The sequence below is a fragment of the Maribacter aurantiacus genome (genome assembly GCF_005780245.1).
GTDB classification, from domain to species: Bacteria; Bacteroidota; Bacteroidia; order Flavobacteriales; family Flavobacteriaceae; genus Maribacter; species Maribacter flavus.
This window is the reverse complement of sequence record NZ_VBUK01000015.1, coordinates 26,174-42,690: the sequence shown is the minus strand read 5'-3', so window position 1 is coordinate 42,690 and position 16,517 is coordinate 26,174. Positions and strand designations below refer to the sequence as shown.

The 16,517-nt window shown below is 43.3% G+C and carries 12 protein-coding genes; 10 read left to right on the top strand and 2 right to left on the bottom strand.

What is annotated here, in order from left to right; all coding sequences use genetic code 11:
* Positions 1 to 3 precede the first annotated feature (3 nt).
* From FEK29_RS17105 to FEK29_RS17090, 4 genes are all read left to right on the top strand, one after another.
* A complete protein-coding gene (locus tag FEK29_RS17105) occupies positions 4 to 1,278 on the top strand; it encodes an aminotransferase class V-fold PLP-dependent enzyme (protein ID WP_138259651.1) in 1,275 nt (424 codons plus the stop codon).
* A gap of 94 nt (positions 1,279 to 1,372) precedes the next feature.
* Positions 1,373 to 3,286, top strand: coding sequence for a hypothetical protein (locus FEK29_RS17100; RefSeq protein WP_138259650.1), 1,914 nt, complete (start codon positions 1,373 to 1,375; stop codon positions 3,284 to 3,286).
* Positions 3,287 to 3,288: 2 nt separating this feature from the next.
* Positions 3,289 to 4,119: a DUF2490 domain-containing protein gene (locus tag FEK29_RS17095; RefSeq protein WP_138259649.1), complete on the top strand. Its 831-nt coding sequence runs from the start codon at positions 3,289 to 3,291 to the stop codon at positions 4,117 to 4,119.
* 33 nt (positions 4,120 to 4,152) lie between these two features.
* Positions 4,153 to 4,998, top strand: coding sequence for an MORN repeat-containing protein (locus FEK29_RS17090; protein WP_138259648.1), 846 nt, complete (start codon positions 4,153 to 4,155; stop codon positions 4,996 to 4,998).
* Between the two features lie 8 nt (positions 4,999 to 5,006).
* Here FEK29_RS17090 and FEK29_RS17085 read toward each other — a convergent pair whose 3' ends face one another.
* Together FEK29_RS17085 and FEK29_RS17080 are read right to left on the bottom strand one after the other, a co-directional pair.
* On the bottom strand, positions 5,007 to 5,873 hold the full coding sequence (locus FEK29_RS17085; protein WP_138259647.1) for a DUF808 domain-containing protein: 867 nt from the start codon (positions 5,871 to 5,873) through the stop codon (positions 5,007 to 5,009).
* Positions 5,874 to 5,996: 123 nt separating this feature from the next.
* On the bottom strand, positions 5,997 to 7,871 hold the full coding sequence (locus FEK29_RS17080) for an immunoglobulin domain-containing protein (protein WP_138259646.1): 1,875 nt from the start codon (positions 7,869 to 7,871) through the stop codon (positions 5,997 to 5,999).
* Between the two features lie 280 nt (positions 7,872 to 8,151).
* Between FEK29_RS17080 and FEK29_RS17075 the strand changes: the two genes are divergently transcribed.
* From FEK29_RS17075 to FEK29_RS17050, 6 genes are all read left to right on the top strand, one after another.
* Positions 8,152 to 9,192: a leishmanolysin-related zinc metalloendopeptidase gene (locus FEK29_RS17075; protein ID WP_138259645.1), complete on the top strand. Its 1,041-nt coding sequence runs from the start codon at positions 8,152 to 8,154 to the stop codon at positions 9,190 to 9,192.
* A 639-nt stretch (positions 9,193 to 9,831) separates the two neighbouring features.
* The gene (locus FEK29_RS17070) at positions 9,832 to 12,009 is read left to right on the top strand and encodes an Ig-like domain-containing protein (RefSeq protein ID WP_138259644.1); all 2,178 of its coding nucleotides are present in this window, start codon (positions 9,832 to 9,834) and stop codon (positions 12,007 to 12,009) included.
* A gap of 133 nt (positions 12,010 to 12,142) precedes the next feature.
* Complete coding sequence (locus tag FEK29_RS17065) at positions 12,143 to 12,931, top strand: 3-keto-disaccharide hydrolase (RefSeq protein WP_138259643.1); 789 nt, start codon at positions 12,143 to 12,145, stop codon at positions 12,929 to 12,931.
* Between the two features lie 222 nt (positions 12,932 to 13,153).
* Positions 13,154 to 14,851 carry a gamma-glutamyltransferase gene (gene ggt, locus FEK29_RS17060; protein WP_205123426.1) on the top strand — a complete coding sequence of 566 codons (1,698 nt, stop codon included), beginning with the start codon at positions 13,154 to 13,156 and terminating at the stop codon, positions 14,849 to 14,851.
* Between the two features lie 24 nt (positions 14,852 to 14,875).
* A complete protein-coding gene (locus tag FEK29_RS17055; protein ID WP_317129192.1) occupies positions 14,876 to 15,586 on the top strand; it encodes a class I SAM-dependent methyltransferase in 711 nt (236 codons plus the stop codon).
* A 22-nt stretch (positions 15,587 to 15,608) separates the two neighbouring features.
* Positions 15,609 to 16,496 carry a hypothetical protein gene (locus FEK29_RS17050; protein ID WP_138259641.1) on the top strand — a complete coding sequence of 296 codons (888 nt, stop codon included), beginning with the start codon at positions 15,609 to 15,611 and terminating at the stop codon, positions 16,494 to 16,496.
* Positions 16,497 to 16,517: the final 21 nt, after the last annotated feature.

The following is a 16,517-nucleotide window of genomic DNA, read 5'->3' as shown; positions in this document are numbered from 1 at the left end:
GCCATGTCGCACCGAAGAAAATTTCTAAAACAAGGGGCTTTGGCTTTGCTTTCGGCCCCATTGCTGTCCTTTGACCAAAAAAAGGAGTGGTCCTTAGGGGCTTTAAAAACGGATTCCTATGACGATGCGTATTGGAATTCCGTTCGGAAGCAATTCCCCCTAAAAGAAGGACAGACCTATTTTAACAATGGGACCATGGGCCCAACACCGGGGTACGTGTTAGACAAAATGATGCACCATATGTTGCATTACAATGTAGAGGCGGCCACCATCGACTATAAAAATAATTCAGGTCCCAAATTGTTGAGCGGCTATTTCTCGTACGAAGAACTTCGCACTAAGTTGGCGAACATTATCAATTGTGATTTTAGGGAAATCAGTCTTATCCAAAACGCGACGTTTGGGATGAACTATGTAGGAATGGGGCTGGACCTCAAGCCCGGGGACGAATTGCTGAACACAAATCAGGAACACGGTGGTGGCTTTGGGGCTTGGCAATTATTGGCAAAACGCAAGGGATGTGTGTACAAGCAGGCAATCTTACCAGAACCGGCCAACGACCCGCAGGAAATTGTGGACGCTATTTTTAAGCAGGTAACCAAAAAAACGAAGGTCATTGCCATACCCCATATCGTGTCAGGTTATGGAACGGTGATGCCGGTCAAGGAAATATGCCAAAAGGCCAAGAATATGGGTATCTTTACGGTATTGGACGGCGCCCAGTGTGTTGGGCAGATTCCGGTAGATGTACGGGACATAGGCTGCGATGCTTATTATTCCAGCCTGCACAAATGGCTTTTGGCGCCTGCCGGAAGTGGCCTTTTGTACATCAACAAGGATGTTGCTTCGGATATATGGTCCACCATCGCCAGTTACAATTGGGACAATCAGGAAGACCATGGATTCCGACTCATGCAAAATGGTACGGGGAATGCCGGACTTTTGGCCGGTTACGATGCCGCGGTGGATTTCTTCAATACGATTGGGGCGGAACAATGGCTGGGGAGGATCAAGGAATTGGGCATGTATTTGCGCAATGGTCTAAAACAGCTTCCGCATGTTACCATTTACTCCTCCACGAATGAGGAAATGGCCGCAGGGATCACGACCTATGGTGTTGCCGGTATTTCGGGACCCGATTTGCAAACAGCCATGTGGGAAAAGGAGCGATTGCAGCCTCGGTCCGTGGGCGATAAAATGATCCGTCATTCCGTTCATATCTATAATTCAAAGGAAGAAATAGACCGTGCCCTTCGTGTTATAGAAAGTCTAGGTTAATCTTTTAGCGTTCTTTTTTGACCCAAAAGATTCATTTTGTAATCAACAAGGTGTTAACGCTATCTAAATGCTTCTTAAACACTATTTTTGCTGCATGAATAGGTTTACATACAAAGGATTCACACTCCTTTTTCTGCTTTTCTGTCAGACCTTACTGATTGCTCAGGAAAAAGGTGAATATGAAGGACCGTTCCAAATTGGAAAATATACGGGCAATGCGCGTTATCAGTACTATACTTCGGCAACCGATACGGTGCTAGACGGCTCATTTTTGTTTCAAAAGTCCAATTTGGAGACCTTGTTGAAGGAACAGGACTCCTCCTTTACCATCAAGGGCAATTTTATCGACGCCTTGGCCAATGGTCCGTGGCAATTTCAATTTGGAAAATATACATCGGACAGTAAGAGCGAAGTCGTAGATTTCGAATATCGAATCTTGGTCAGCGGCACCCAGGAAATGGCGACCGGTGTTTTTTCTGAAGGCCTGCCTGATGGCGATTGGCATATTACGGTACAGGAGGTTGAAAACTCCGAAGTAACGAATATACTGTTCAAAAGTGAATTCAATTTTGAAAAGGGTGTTCCCCAGCAAAGTTTCAAAATAGAAAGTGATAGCAGTGCCCTCGTAGGTAGATTTCTTAGGAACGGCGTGGCGCACGATGCATGGACCAGTTACGGAAGCAATGCCTTGGAAGTGGACGAAACATGGTACTTCGAGGAAGGACTCCTACAAAAAATCGTTTTTGATGCTACAGGTGAGGAGGTCCCGGTTTTCGATATGGATGCACCACAGTACGAGACGATTTCCTTGGACGACCGATTCCTGTTGCTTTTACGATATAACTTGCGGGATAAGATAGGTCAGGGCAACACGTTGCAACTGTTGTCCAGGAACCGCGAAGCGTACCAAAAGATCAATTCGATACTTACACAATTGGGCTCCGTTCCCTTTGATACGAATATAAAGGTACAGGTTCCCGTGTATGCTTTGGACAGCCTTCAAAAGGAGACCTTGGAACGGATTTCCGATAATTTGACCCAAGCATCGGAACTGTCCAAGACTATCCTTTCCAATAGCCACCTCAATATTATCCGAAGAACGGATACCGATGCTCAGTATTGGTATTCGGTTACCGAAAAATTGGTATCGGAATTTCTGAGTCCCTTGGAATCCTATGTAGATCTTTACCAAAATCAAATTTTTGAATTTGTAAATCCATCCACTGTTGAAGAGCGTATCTTTCCGGTCGGAATTCCCGATAAGACTATCGAGGTACAGGTCGGGCAAGAGCCATTTCAACTGCCCGAAGCCGATGCTTTCAACTTTCAAGGTAGTGGTCTTCAAGCCATGGAGCAAATAAGTGTCTATGCCCAAATGAGCATGGAATATGTCATGGACCAACTGTCTAATAAACTATCGGACGATATTCAGATCCAATCCTTAAAAGAACTGGAGACCAACCTAATTTCCGTAAACAACGGTATTGAAAAGCAAATCGATTCCCTATTGCCCCAGCTTCCGGAAAATTATGCCAATGCCTTGAAAAATTTGGGCGATACGGCCAATCAAAAATTGGCAACCTATGCAAATATTTCCAACCCGGGCGAAAAATTGAGTTTTGGGGAAGACCTACAATCCTGTTTGGAGGATATCAGATCCCTGATCAAACTTCTTTCCAATTTTCCGGAAAAAATCAAAGAAATTAAGGCGCTCTATACGGACGATATCTGGAATCCCTTCATGGCAACTGTCATGGAGGAAGAGGTCAAAAAGCGTATCGTGGAGGCGTATAGGGATATTTTGGTGCCCCATTTTGTCCAAACTATTTCACAAACAGGGGAATGTGATTGGTTTGCCTTATTACGGGAACAGATTGTGTATGCCAATAACCGAATGGTGGATTTACGAAACGAGGAAACCCGAAAATTGGAACGAAAACTTAAAAGGGCACGAACGGCAGAAGAGATCTTGAAGTTGTTCCAACAGCAAATCCCAAAAGAAGACTAGGCATGAGAAAAGGTAAATTGAACTTTTTTGGGTGTATCCTTTCCCTTTTGGCGATTGTTTTCGTTGCCTACGGACAGGAATCCGAACCCATAGTTTTGCCGGAAAATTCAAAATATAAGGAGCCCGTATCCAAGGTGTGGTTCAATACCTACGGGAACATACGAATCGGCAAGCGTTTTTTCTGGGATGCCCAGACCCATTTCAGGTTCGAGGAAACGGAGAACACCCCGTTCATTGGGCAGATCGCTCAAATTTATAACCGACACGCCATTGGCTACATCTACGATAAAAAAACCAACTTTAGTTTGGGTGGGGTCGTGCGCGTCAATTTTAATACCGATGAAGAATCCACGGACAGAAATGTGGTTCCCGAGTGGCGTATTTGGCATCAATACCAGTTCGCCATGCCCTTATATTCCGCCATGTTGTATCATCGGATTCGTATCGAGCATCGGTGGACACAGGGGTTTGCGGAAAATAGTGAATATATTTTCAGGAATCGGTGGCGGTATATGTTCCGGGCCAAAATCCCCCTGAACGATACCCAATTAAAACCGAAAACCTATTACATTTCCCCCGAAGCGGAACTTATCATGCAGAGTGGCAAGGCCGTTGTGGCTAGCCCAATGGAAGATTTGCGATTGACCACTACCTTGGGTTACATCGCGACCCCACGGCTCACCTTTGCGGCAGGGATTATGTACTCCCAAGGACAGGACCGCGTCTTTGCGGGAGATTACAAACAAGGGTGGACCCTACGCTTCCATATGTATTTTTCTCCTGATTTTAGGCGTATAAAAAATAAACTTCCGGAAATCCATATGACGGATTAGACCGTACGTATTAGTGTACCAAACGAACCGACTATGAAGTCAAGAAAAGTGTTTTATTTTAGTGCTTTAGCTGTTGCCATTTTAGGGGTCATGTTATTGCTTTATAGATTCGTCCAGCAGCAGCATCAAATAAGCCAACTTAAGGAAGAAAAGGAAGTAATTCTGGACAATTTGAAGGATTTTGAGCGTTTGGCCCAAATGGATTCCCTATTGTTGCAGGGCGATTACGAATTGGCCATAAAATCATATAGTGATACCATCAACAGGAGCAAGGAAATCAAAATGGGCATTCCGCTTCGCATCGCGCTCGCGGAAAAATTGCTGAACCAAAATAGAAATCCCAATAATCCAAAGGACAGTAGCATCTTGAATGCCGACAGTCTACAAATCAAGTCCCTATCTGAAGAAGCTGCAGTACGGCAGTTCGACTCCCTAAGTTTTAATCTAGAAAAGACCAAGCTTCAATTGGAGCGAGTCAAAAAGCAACTAAAGCAAAAATCCTATGGAGAATATCTCACTTTTAAGAGTAGAAAGGGAAACCAATTGCATTATATAGGTCAGGTGAAGGATGGAAAGGCACAGGGCTATGGCATAGCGTTATTGGCAACCGGAAGCAGGTATGAGGGAAATTGGAAGAACAATCAACGCCATGGACAGGGAACTTTTTATTGGCCAGATGGCGAATATTACTCCGGGGAGTTCAAAGATGACCTTCGAAACGGTTTTGGCACCTATTTTTGGCCGAACGGAGAAAAATACGCAGGTCAGTGGAAGGAGGACAAACGAAGTGGTTCTGGTAAGTTTTTCGATTCAGAAGGTGATGTAGTGGCCAGCGGCGAATGGAACGAGGACAAGTTGGTGGAAATCAACGATAGATAAGTTGCAACCTATTTTTTAAAGATTTTCTTTATTCCTTTAACAAGCAGCAGTACTACAAAACCGACTGCAAGTCCTATGACGAACTCCAACAAAATGGATGGTATGCTGGGGAATATGTGATGAAGAAATGGTACATTGTGTACAAAGATTCCCCCGGATACCAAAAGTAAGGCTATGGTTCCAATAACGGCAAGTGACTTTATTACGATTGGAAGTGCATTTACAAAAAACCGGCCGACTTTATCCGAAAAACTATTGTTCTCCTCGTTCAAATTGATAAGGCGCAATCCAAATTCGTCCATCCGTACGATCAGGGCTACGATGCCGTAAACACCTACCGTGGCCAAAAGCGCCACTACCGTAACCACCCCAATCTGTGTAGTGAGTGGTTCGTTTATGACCGTGCCCAGGGCAATGATTACGATTTCAACGGATAAAATGAAATCCGTTAGTATGGCGGACTTTATCTTTTCCTTTTCCAATTCAAGGATATCCTTTTTACTGGGGGCTTCCTCCTTTATGGCTGGGGCCTCGTGGTGATGGGGGAAAAAGAACTCGTATATTTTTTCGGCACCCTCATAGGCCAGATAAAGTCCACCAAGAATAAGGATGATGGTTACGGCAACAGGAAGGAAGGCACTCAGCAAGAAGGCAATGGGAAGAATGATAAGCTTGTTGAGCAAGGAACCCTTGGTAATCGCCCAAAGCACGGGAATTTCGCGCTTGGAAACAAATCCGGATGCCTTTTCCGCGTTTACGGCCAAATCGTCCCCCAAGATTCCGGCGGTCTTTTTGGTGGCCACCTTGCTCATGGTAGCTACGTCGTCCAAAAGTGTTGCTACATCATCCAATACTGCAAAAAAACCTGATGCCATATCCTATATTTTTGGCAAAAGTAAATTATGATACTGACTTATGGGGACGCAAATGGCCAAAAAATGAACGGTCAAATTTTGACGTCCTTTTTTTTGGGCTTTCGTATCTATTGGGAAACCCGACTAATTCTTGTTCACCCTATAGGTAATGCGTCTGTTGGTAATGATGGTGTTTACCTGTATTTGTAGGCTGGCGGTGGCACTGGTGGTCTGTGCGCAGATATAGGCAACATCGGTCAAGACAACTCGGTACTGCTCCCCATCTTGCGAAGGAGTGGGATTGGTGATATTGAGGGTAGCCGAATTTGAACCGCTGAACATGGCATTGTCCGTAATATCCGTCCAAAGACCTCCTATAAACCGTTGCCATTGATAGGTGTCGGCATTCGTTGCCGAAACCGATAGACTACCACTACATCCAGGACAAATTATGGTATCCGAGGGCTGTGTGGTTATACTGGGCGGTGCTCCGGCCTGTCTAAAATCGAACGCGGCGTCCGCATCGGCATCGGCAGGCACCGTATAACCGTCCGATCCAGAGGTGACTACACCGTTGGCATCCGTGGTAACGGGGTTTGGGCCTAAGAGTCCGTCCGAATTGGTATCCGTAAATCCGGCTTCCAAAACATCGTTACACCCATCATTATCGGAATCCAGTTCTATGGAGTCCAAAATACCATCGCCATCGGTATCGGAGTAGGTGTAGTTGGTACTTCCGCCGTTAGGGTCGGTCTGAACCAAATTGGGAACCCCGTCCGTACCAACGGCCCCATTCACCACACCGTTTGTGTGCGCCTGTCCATGGCCTGCTTCCACGGCGTCATAGATGCCATCGTTATCGCTATCCAGGTCAAATCTGTTAAAGATCCCGTCGCCATCCGTATCGCATTCCCCACTGAACCTGATCTGCCCGTTCATGTTGGTTGGTCCGGTCACGAACTGCCCAATGGTGATCGTATTGGTTCCTGAAGGATTCCATGGCACCGTTACAGGTGGTGTATCCAAGGTTAATGGTAAAAGCGTGCCGCCTGGGGATTGCGCACCAAAAAGTTTCAGGTTTCCATCGGCGTCCACGATTACCCGTAGCATGGGGTTGGCCAGCGTTCCTGTCATGGACCAAAGTTGTGGAACCCCGCCCTGTCCATAGGTAAAGCCCGTACTGAACCGTGCAAAATTGCCGGGTGCCCCAGGCTGGAACTGAAACTCGGTGGCTATATCCGTTCCGTTGACGGTCAGGTTAAAGGAGTTGTCGATCGAGATAAAATCAATATACATAATACCACGCCCGGAGGTTGCGGTATTGGTGACCGAAGTACCCCCGGAAGTAGTGAAATTTTGTGTTGTGGTGGCCGTAAAGGTGCATTCGTCCCAGTCCAGAATACCGTCATTGTCATTATCAAGGTCGGCAACATCCTCGATGCCGTCACCGTCCGTATCCACAGGTATCACAGCACTGAGTAGCATATTGTCAATACTGGCGTTGTCATCGGAATTCCAGTTGGCGTTCGACTTTGCAAAGCGTATCGTGGTGTTTGCCGAAATATAGGCCGATATATCCTGGGAAAATGCGCCACTTCCGGAAAGTGTCCCTATTTGCGTATATGGGGCACCGCCCGTACTGGAAATATAAACACCCAGTTGCCTAGTTCCTCCCAAACTATTGGTGGTGTAATCAAAACTCAGGGTTGCCGAGGTTGCCCCGGATAGGTTTGCGGTTCTTCGAATTTCCTCAGACCATATATAATACATGTAAAGCTGCTGACTTTGGATGCGGATATATTGTGCCGTGGGGCCATTGTTGCTGTCCCCGGATTCAATCCAGTTGGTAGCCCAATTGGTATTTCCGTCATTCCTGGAGTAGGAAACCGTTGAAAAAGTATCGGCAAAGGTGGTTTGGGCCCTTAGTTGACCTAAAAACATAAGGAAACACCCAAAGAAATAATAGCGTCTTCGGTTACCCAGTTTTCGGTATTTCTTTTCAAATATGATTTTCAGCATGCAACTAATTCTCACCCTAAAGTTCCAAAAGGGTACAGTAATCGCAAAAATATTGTTGGTAACGAGGAAATAAGTAAGGTGACGAGGTAGATAGCTGTGGTTTGGTCTCTAGTTCTCAGTTGTTTTTTGGAAACCCCTGTCTTTTTCAAAAGAAGTTTGGTTCAAATGAAATAATGTTGATTTGATGCATAAGGTGCATACATCGAAAATCGTGATATTTATTTGTTCAAACCTATTAAATGTTATAATTTTTAACAACTAATTAAAACGAACATTAATAATGAAAAAAAACAGAATTAATTTGAATGTAGGCTTTTCAAAGCTTCTAGTATCTGGCGCCCTTTGTGGTGCTTTTTTATTTGTTTCATGTACGGAAGATTCCATGGATTCCCCGGAACCCGATATGGGGGATGCACAAAAAATGGAATTGGCATTAAAATCCAGTACGGTCGATCCCATAATCATCGATGATTTGGGCGAAGGAGCATTTAAAACAACAACAGCAGCGGGGGTGGACCGTGGACGATTCAACATTACGTTGAAGTATTTGTTACCTCCTACGGATAGGCAGGCTGAAGTCTTTGAGGCTGCCGCTGCCAGATGGGAACGGATAATCATAAAGGATGTTCCATCTTTTACGGGTACATTACCTTCCGCATTTGATGGGTTGCCACCTGTTGTAGAGGAAGGAACCGTGGATGATATTATAATCGAAGTAGCGTTGGCACCCATTGACGGTCCAGGGAATATTTTAGGTCAGGCAGGGCCAAGCTTTGTGAGAACTGATGATTTCCTGACACTTTCCGGAGTGATGTTTTTTGACGTGGCCGATTTGGATTTTCTCGAACAATTGGATTTGTTCGAAGAGGTCATCGTGCACGAAATGGGCCATGTTCTAGGAATAGGTACCTTATGGAACACAGCACCTTTTGGTTTTGATAGAACATTACGTGTCGGTACGCCCGATGCTCCCTATTTTGCAGGTAGAAAAGCAAATGTGTTCTGGAATGCGGAAGGTGGTACGAATGAGCTTCCCATCGAAGGCGACTTTGGTCCAGGTACGCGTTTTGGACATTGGGACGAAGGTGCACTCAACAACGAGTTGATGACAGGATTCTTAAATTTAGGAGAAAACCCGTTAAGCAGAATCACAGCAGGCTCTATGTCGGATTTAGGATATGGGGCTGCCAGCGTTGGGGAATCCTATGATCTGCCCAAAGGTACGCCAGGAATTGCGGCTAAAGGTACCGGTGAAGGACTGCACATTGCTAAAATGGAAACCTTATTGCAACCTATTGGTTTTGTGAATATGAAAAAATAATTCGGAAAATTAAGGTCCGATCCAAAAAGCCCGTTCCAAAAGTTTGGAATGGGCTTTTTTGTATGTAAATTTTTTGGGAGGTGTAATATATTTCTGAAGCTCTTAGGTCGGTCATTAATTATGTTTAATAAGAAAATATGGTATTCGTTGAGATACTAGTATCTGTAGCAAATACCTATATTGATTGGGTTACATGGATTCTAGCTCACCATAATTCTCTTAAACTGGTATGTGAAAGAATAAATACCAAAAAAGTGTAAGTTACTTAATGCGCAGCATGTCCAAAAAGGGAAGTAACACAGTAATATTTAAAGAAAGCCAATCTTCTAGTAAAATGGGATTGGGAAATAACTTTGACAAGGACCGAGGACCGATATTTGCCATAGCTTATATCGCTGGAATAGCATATTAAGGAATAACAAATACAAAACTGTTGCTTTATAGGGAGAGCTAATAAATTATTCAAAAAAAAATAAAAAGTCTCGGCATCGCACAACAGCTTTTTTTAAAGTTATTTCCAAATAAAATGTGGAATAAATAGTAAGTCTTGTAAGAAAATGCTTCTATATTCGTTACCTTCTTATTAAAAAGATTTGGGTCATGTTTTTTACATAGCCAAAATTATAAAACCAACCTTTTATGATTAGAAAACTATGCTATTCCATTTTATTCGTTGTTTTATTGCAATCATGTTCCACCGAAGAAGAGCAACAAAAAATTCCTGATACCGTAGCACCGGTAATAGAGGTTTCTATAGCAGGTATTTCCAATTTAAGCATGGGCCCAATAAAAGTGGGTAGTAGCGTAAATATAAGTATTGATGCTAAGGACGAAAGTGGAATAAAAAGAGTGGAAGCGTTTATTGATGATCAAAAAGTTGGTGAGGATTTAATCGCACCTTATGAATTGATTTTAGACTTGACTTCTTTCTCCTCAAAAAAACAGGTCATTAGTTCAAAAAATGCGGATTATAAATTGAGTATTCTAGTGACGGATATCGCTGATAATCAAACCCTTGAAGAATTTACAATAATAATAGACAATGATATGCCCTTAATAACGGAAGTTACCTTAGAAGAAGGTGAAATTTTACAGGGAATTGATAATGCAATTATGTTTTCCGCTACGGATAATGACGAAATTTCCTCAGTTTCTGTTCTTGTTAATGGACAATCGATACCGTATGCTCAAGAAAATAAGTACAATTTTAACCTAGACACATCAAACCTTCAAGATGGACCCAATGAATTGCAAATTCAGGTTTCTGACTTAGCAGGTAATACTGCCTCCTACATTGTTACTTTTCTTGTCGACAACTCAGGACCTGAGATAGTATTGGACGCGTTGGAACCGGATATGATAATCGATGAACAGATTACCCTAAATCCAGTTGTAACCGATTCCTTTTCAGAGGTAGATACACTTCAACTATACTTTAGGGATGAGTTGATTCATGAGTTTGATCTAACTACAGAAATTAGTTTTGATTTCAATCCTGACCTTTTTGAATTAGGAGAAGGAGAAATTAAATTTATTGCCACGGATAGTTTGGGTAATAAAACCATTTCTATTTGGAGTATATTATTACAGCGGCTCATATTTACTTTAAATATTCCGGATGATTATTTAAGCTATAATATCCCTGCTTCTCATTATGTCATAGCTTCGAATTTGGACGGTAGTTTGATTGATATTGAACAACTCACCCATGATTCTAGACAAGTAAAATTACATGCAGTTGAGAACTTTGCTATAGATCAAGAATTCACCATAACTTTTGCATCTTTGGGGTCAAATGGTGTTGCTTCTTATTTGTACAGTATAACCAATGTCAATCTAGAAAACCTAAATACACTTACCCTGGAGACCTCCACTCGTTACACCGGGGATGGCGGTAAGTATTATCCCATTAATGGAAAACCTCAGGATTTACAGCTCTCCTTTTTTGGAAGAGATTATTATTTTTCCTCTAATGAAGCAGGCGATCCCCTTATTACCAATTTTACAAGTTCAAACATGATGGATACTCAGGATCCTGCATATATGTATGGATTTAATCCCATTACCAATTTTTACAGTTACTTATTGATTGAGAGGCCTATAGCTTCCGGTTTCGAGATTAATTATTCAGATTTCGTTCAGGACAATTTAGTTGATAAACAAATAATTATGACACCTGCAGAATATATGACCGAAACAAAGAATTTAAGTATTTATGGTTTTTTTAATCAAACAGGTGAAGTCAATGATATCTACCATCAAATTTGGAGTTACGGATATGGAGCCAATGCCAGTTTTGGATACAATTATATTTTAAACACCCAGTTTTATTCCCATGCCTATACTTTTAATTCAGGCAATTATCAATCCAAAGGTTTAGGTATTCCCCGGGATAATATTAGCATTCCAGATTGGACCGTTAATTTTTCAATGACAAATAACGAAGTACAAATTTCGACCACTGGAACAGGGCATTCGATAGGTGAAATTTATATGGAAGGTGGCTATGATATAGGGGCGCCCTATCAATGGAATTTGTTTTTTGATAGCTCTAAAATCACATCCATATCATTACCCAAAATACCCGAACTGTTACAGAATTTTCCAATTTACGATGTCTACAAGAATAATCAGATTGAGATTGGTAGGGTATCCGTAGGTAGATATGAATCATTCAATGGTTATAACTCGTATCTAGAACAGATAATTAAAGGTAATAAGGCATTTAAAAAGGCAGCGCCAAGGTTCGAGAGTATTTTTACGGGTGAAACTACCCAAATATTTTCCAACAACGATTATTTTTGGAATTGGTGGTAGACGTGAATACTTGTCATAGTAGAAAACGACATTACTATCAGCACCTAAGTAAATTTTGGTTACTTTAGAAAACTTTTGGGTATGGCACCCAAATCAAGTTTATGAACGATAGTAAGTAATTCAAAATGATCAAATGACCATTTCATTAAATCGCATTTCCTTTAGTTTTCTATGTTTTTTGCTATTGATTTTTTCCTGTAAGCAGCAGGAAGAAAAAGCGAAATTCAAAATTGAACGCTCCAAGGAACTCGCCATTAAAAACAAGGTTCACAATCAATTGTTGGATATCGAAAAAGAGCAGGGGTGGAGGTTACTATTTGATGGTAAGACCCTGGACGGGTGGCATTTGTTTAATAAACCCGATTCTACAAGCTTTTCGGCTTGGGAAGTGAAAGATGGTGCCATTTATTGCAACGCTACAGATGAAAGCAGAGTATTTGGGGATTTGGTAACAAATACCGAATTCGAGAACTTCGAACTTCAATTCGAGTGGCAAATGGGCCTTCGCGGTAACGGCGGTGTCTTCATCAATGTTCAGGAAACCCCAGTTTATCGTGCGACCTATGAGACTGGTCCAGAATATCAACTATTGGACCCTGAACACTCTGATACAAACACTCCCATGAAAAGACCCGGTTGCCTTTGGGGCCTTTATCCACAGATGAACGAGGCAAAGGCCAATCCCACAGGACAATGGAACACAGCCAAAATCGTGCAACAAGATGGTCAAATACAATTCTACCTCAACGGAATTCTTACGGCAGAAGCGGATTTAACATCTCCAGAATGGTCAAAAACGGTCGCGGAGTCAAATTTTAGGGACCGACCCGCATTTGGAAGGGCCACCCAAGGAAAAATCGCCCTCCAGAACTGGTATTTTGAATCGTGGTTCCGTGATATTAAGATTCGGGAGTTGCGTTAAAAATTTTGGATAGCATTTTTAAAGTATTCAAAGAATAAACTTAAAGGCTATTGTTCCCTATTCACGACCACTTCAAAAAAAGGGAACATAAGGGTTTTGCGCTTTCTAGTATATCAATTTTTAGAAAAGTCACGAAATTCGAATGGACTATCCGTATATTTAAGGGTATAAGAGGGCCGTGCCTTTCCGGTCAAACGTTGCAGTCACTAAAAATATATGAAAATGAAATTTGCACCCTTATTTATTGCCTTATTTACGATAGGAAACCTATTGAATGCTCAAGATCGACTGACCGGTGAAACCTTTACGACCCGCTCCGAAATTCTGGCCCAAAACGGAATGGCCGCAACCAGTCAGCCCTTGGCCACCCAAGCTGCCTTGGACATCCTAAAAAAAGGAGGTAGTGCTATGGATGCGGCCATAGCTGCCAACGCTGTATTGGGATTGGTAGAACCGGCGAGTTGTGGTATTGGCGGAGATATCTTCGCCATCGTATGGTCTGCCAAGGAACAAAAACTGTACGGTTTCAATGGAAGTGGCAGGGCACCCAAATCCCTTTCCATTGACTACTTTATCGATAAGGGTATGAAATATGTACCATTTTATGGTCCTTTGCCTGTGTCGGTACCAGGTTGTGTGGATGGTTGGTTCACATTGCACGAAAAATTCGGGAAAATACCCATGAAGGATATCTTGAAACCCGCCATTGACTATGGAAACAACGGTTTTCCGGTATCGGAAGTCATCGCCTATGAAATGGTATCCAATTATGAATCGGTTCAAGACCAACCCGGTTTCGCCGACACCTATATGCCAAATGGCCGTCCGCCCATGAAAGGAGAGGTTTTCGTAAACAAGAACCTGGCTGCTACTTACGCACTGATCGCCAAGGATGGTCGGGATGCCTTTTACAAGGGTTCTATTGCCAAAACGATTGACAGCTACATGAAAAAGCACGGCGGATTCTTACATTATGAAGATTTGTCCAACCACACTTCCAATTGGGTGGAACCTGTGTCCGTGAACTATCGGGGTTACGATGTTTGGGAATTGCCGCCCAACGGACAAGGTACAGCAGCCCTGCAGATGTTGAACATTCTTGAAGGATTTGATATAGGTGAAATGGGTTTTGGTAGTACCGAATACCTGCATGTGCTCACGGAAGCAAAAAAACTAGCCTATGAAGATAGGGCGAAGTTCTATGCCGACCCGGAATTCAACAAAATTCCTTTGGAAACATTGCTATCGGATGAATACGCTGCGCAACGAAGAAAGCTTATAAACATGGACAAAGCGGCCGACACCTATCCCGCTGGGGATATGGAAATCGAAACGGGGAATACAACCTATTTGACCGTAGCCGATAAGGACGGCAACATGGTCTCTTTGATACAAAGTATTTATTCCGAATTCGCTTCCGGGATGGTGCCGGATGGATTGGGATTTGTCCTCCAGAACAGGGGGCAAATGTTCAATGTACAGGATAAAGACCATGCCAATGCCCTGGAACCGGGGAAGCGCCCCTTTCATACCATAATCCCTGCTTTCATTACCAAGGATGGTAAACCGTGGGTAAGTTTCGGACTCATGGGCGGGGCCGTTCAGCCCCAGGGCCATGCACAGATTGTAGTGAACGTTGTTGACTTTGGTATGAATTTGCAGGAAGCTGGGGATGCACCCAGAATGCGACACACAGGAAGTTCACAGCCTACAGGATCCGAAATGACCAACGGAGGCACCTTGAATCTTGAGTCCGGTTTTGCACCTGAAACCAGACGGGAATTACGAAAGAAAGGCCATCGCATCGGTTTTGGGGTAGGCATGTATGGAGGCTATCAGGCCATTGGTGTCGATTTGGAAAATAAAGTATACTCGGGTGCGTCGGAATCCCGCAAGGATGGTCAAGCGGCTGGATATTAAATCGGAATGATGAAAGCAAGAAGTATGGCAACCAGATTCTTTCTATGCATCGGTTTACTTATGGTTTGCTCGTGTAAGGGGCAGGCACAGGATGCCACTGGGGAGTATGTTTATAAGAAGGGCGACCCAAATGGAATCGGGAAATGGTATATGGGGCGGGAAATTGCCTATGTCATGGGATTTCAAGGCATGAACTGGTTGGAACGCCCGGAGCGTGAGGAAGAGGAGAACACCTCCAAATTGCTCCAGAACATGGATATTCAGCCCACGGATGTCATTGCCGATATCGGGGCGGGTTCCGGCTACCATGTATTTAAAATGGCTCCTAAGGCAAAACTAGGAACCGTGTATGCCGTGGACATCCAAAAGGAAATGCTTGCGGCCATCGGCTCAAAAAAAGAGTCCCAAAATGTACCGAATGTTCAAATTGTACTGGGAAGTGAAAGGAGTGTCAACCTTCCGGAAAATACAGTCGATAAGGTGCTGATGGTGGATGTCTATCACGAATTTGCCTATCCGAAAGAAATGATTGCATCCATAAAAAAAGCGCTGAAACCGGATGGAGCTGTATTTCTGATCGAGTATAGAGGAGAGGATAGGAGCGTTCCCATAAAGGAGCTCCATAAAATGACCGAGGCCCAAGCCACAAAGGAGTGGGAAGCTGGAGGGTTTACATTAAAGCAAAATGATGGCAACCTTCCTTGGCAACATTGTATGGTGTTTGTGAAAGAGTAGTAATTAGAACCGTTGGCTAAAAATGACCCGCATTTTGTTATCCAAAGGGCTTAGAAAGTTCTGTAAGTGGTTTATAGGTAATATTACTTTTGGATTTGTTTTGGTTGGTTGTGCTTCCAAACAAAATATCCAGCAAAGAATAACTCTAGCCGCACCAGAGGAGAAAGTTATGCTAGAACGGCCAAACAGCCATCGAACAAGGTCGAATACCTGGAGTTATGTATTTGATGACCATGATTACATTAACCTGCCTTTAAATATGACTCCTTTGAACGCAATTAGTACATTGGACTCGCTAGCACAAAGGGATAAGGCAGTATCTGTTGATGTAACTCCTAAAAGTTTGGTAGCGCAAAGAATCGTTGAGAACTATTTAAAAAGCGAGAATAAGGAACCCACGGGCCACTGTCTCACCGTGAGTAAAACCCGTTTTGAAAAAGCTTACAAAGAAATCCATGGCCACTCCGTTTATCAGGACTTACCGGAATATATGGGCACAAAGAGGTATACCCCAAAACAGGTCTATAATTTACTCTATGTGTCCGCTTCCGATACGAAAAGGGGTTGGCGAAGCCTTCCGGAAGCCTACAGAGGCAAGGGAAACGCGGGGGCTGTGGCGTATGCCGGTATGGGAACCTTAGTCGATACAAAGGGGGTTTGGGCAGGGGAGTTGCAACCCGGGGCGTTGATGCAGGTATGGCGATTTAAGGATGACTATGAAAAAGTGGTAAAAGGAGCTGATGTGAAGAAACTGGACCCCTACGGACATTCCTTCATTTTCATCGCTTACGTGCGAAATGAAAAAAATGAAATTGAAGGCCTTAAGATTGCCGATCAAGGATTTCAAAGTTACCGACCTTTGGTACCTAGGGATTACGAAGTTTGGTGGGGGGTTAACCTCAGTATTTAGGGAATAGGGGAAGTTAAGGTG

What these genes read in the sequence shown, in the direction of transcription:
- FEK29_RS17065 (WP_138259643.1), top strand. Translation starts at nt 12,143, where the DNA reads ATGACCATTTCATTAAATCGCATTTCCTTTAGTTTTCTATGTTTTTTG.
- FEK29_RS17075 (WP_138259645.1), top strand. Translation starts at nt 8,152, where the DNA reads ATGAAAAAAAACAGAATTAATTTGAATGTAGGCTTTTCAAAGCTTCTA.
- FEK29_RS17105 (WP_138259651.1), top strand. Translation starts at nt 4, where the DNA reads ATGTCGCACCGAAGAAAATTTCTAAAACAAGGGGCTTTGGCTTTGCTT.
- FEK29_RS17085 (WP_138259647.1), bottom strand. Translation starts at nt 5,873, where the DNA reads ATGGCATCAGGTTTTTTTGCAGTATTGGATGATGTAGCAACACTTTTG.
- FEK29_RS17070 (WP_138259644.1), top strand. Translation starts at nt 9,832, where the DNA reads ATGATTAGAAAACTATGCTATTCCATTTTATTCGTTGTTTTATTGCAA.
- ggt (WP_205123426.1), top strand. Translation starts at nt 13,154, where the DNA reads ATGAAATTTGCACCCTTATTTATTGCCTTATTTACGATAGGAAACCTA.
- FEK29_RS17080 (WP_138259646.1), bottom strand. Translation starts at nt 7,871, where the DNA reads ATGCTGAAAATCATATTTGAAAAGAAATACCGAAAACTGGGTAACCGA.
- FEK29_RS17090 (WP_138259648.1), top strand. Translation starts at nt 4,153, where the DNA reads ATGAAGTCAAGAAAAGTGTTTTATTTTAGTGCTTTAGCTGTTGCCATT.
- FEK29_RS17055 (WP_317129192.1), top strand. Translation starts at nt 14,876, where the DNA reads ATGGCAACCAGATTCTTTCTATGCATCGGTTTACTTATGGTTTGCTCG.
- FEK29_RS17095 (WP_138259649.1), top strand. Translation starts at nt 3,289, where the DNA reads ATGAGAAAAGGTAAATTGAACTTTTTTGGGTGTATCCTTTCCCTTTTG.
- FEK29_RS17100 (WP_138259650.1), top strand. Translation starts at nt 1,373, where the DNA reads ATGAATAGGTTTACATACAAAGGATTCACACTCCTTTTTCTGCTTTTC.
- FEK29_RS17050 (WP_138259641.1), top strand. Translation starts at nt 15,609, where the DNA reads ATGACCCGCATTTTGTTATCCAAAGGGCTTAGAAAGTTCTGTAAGTGG.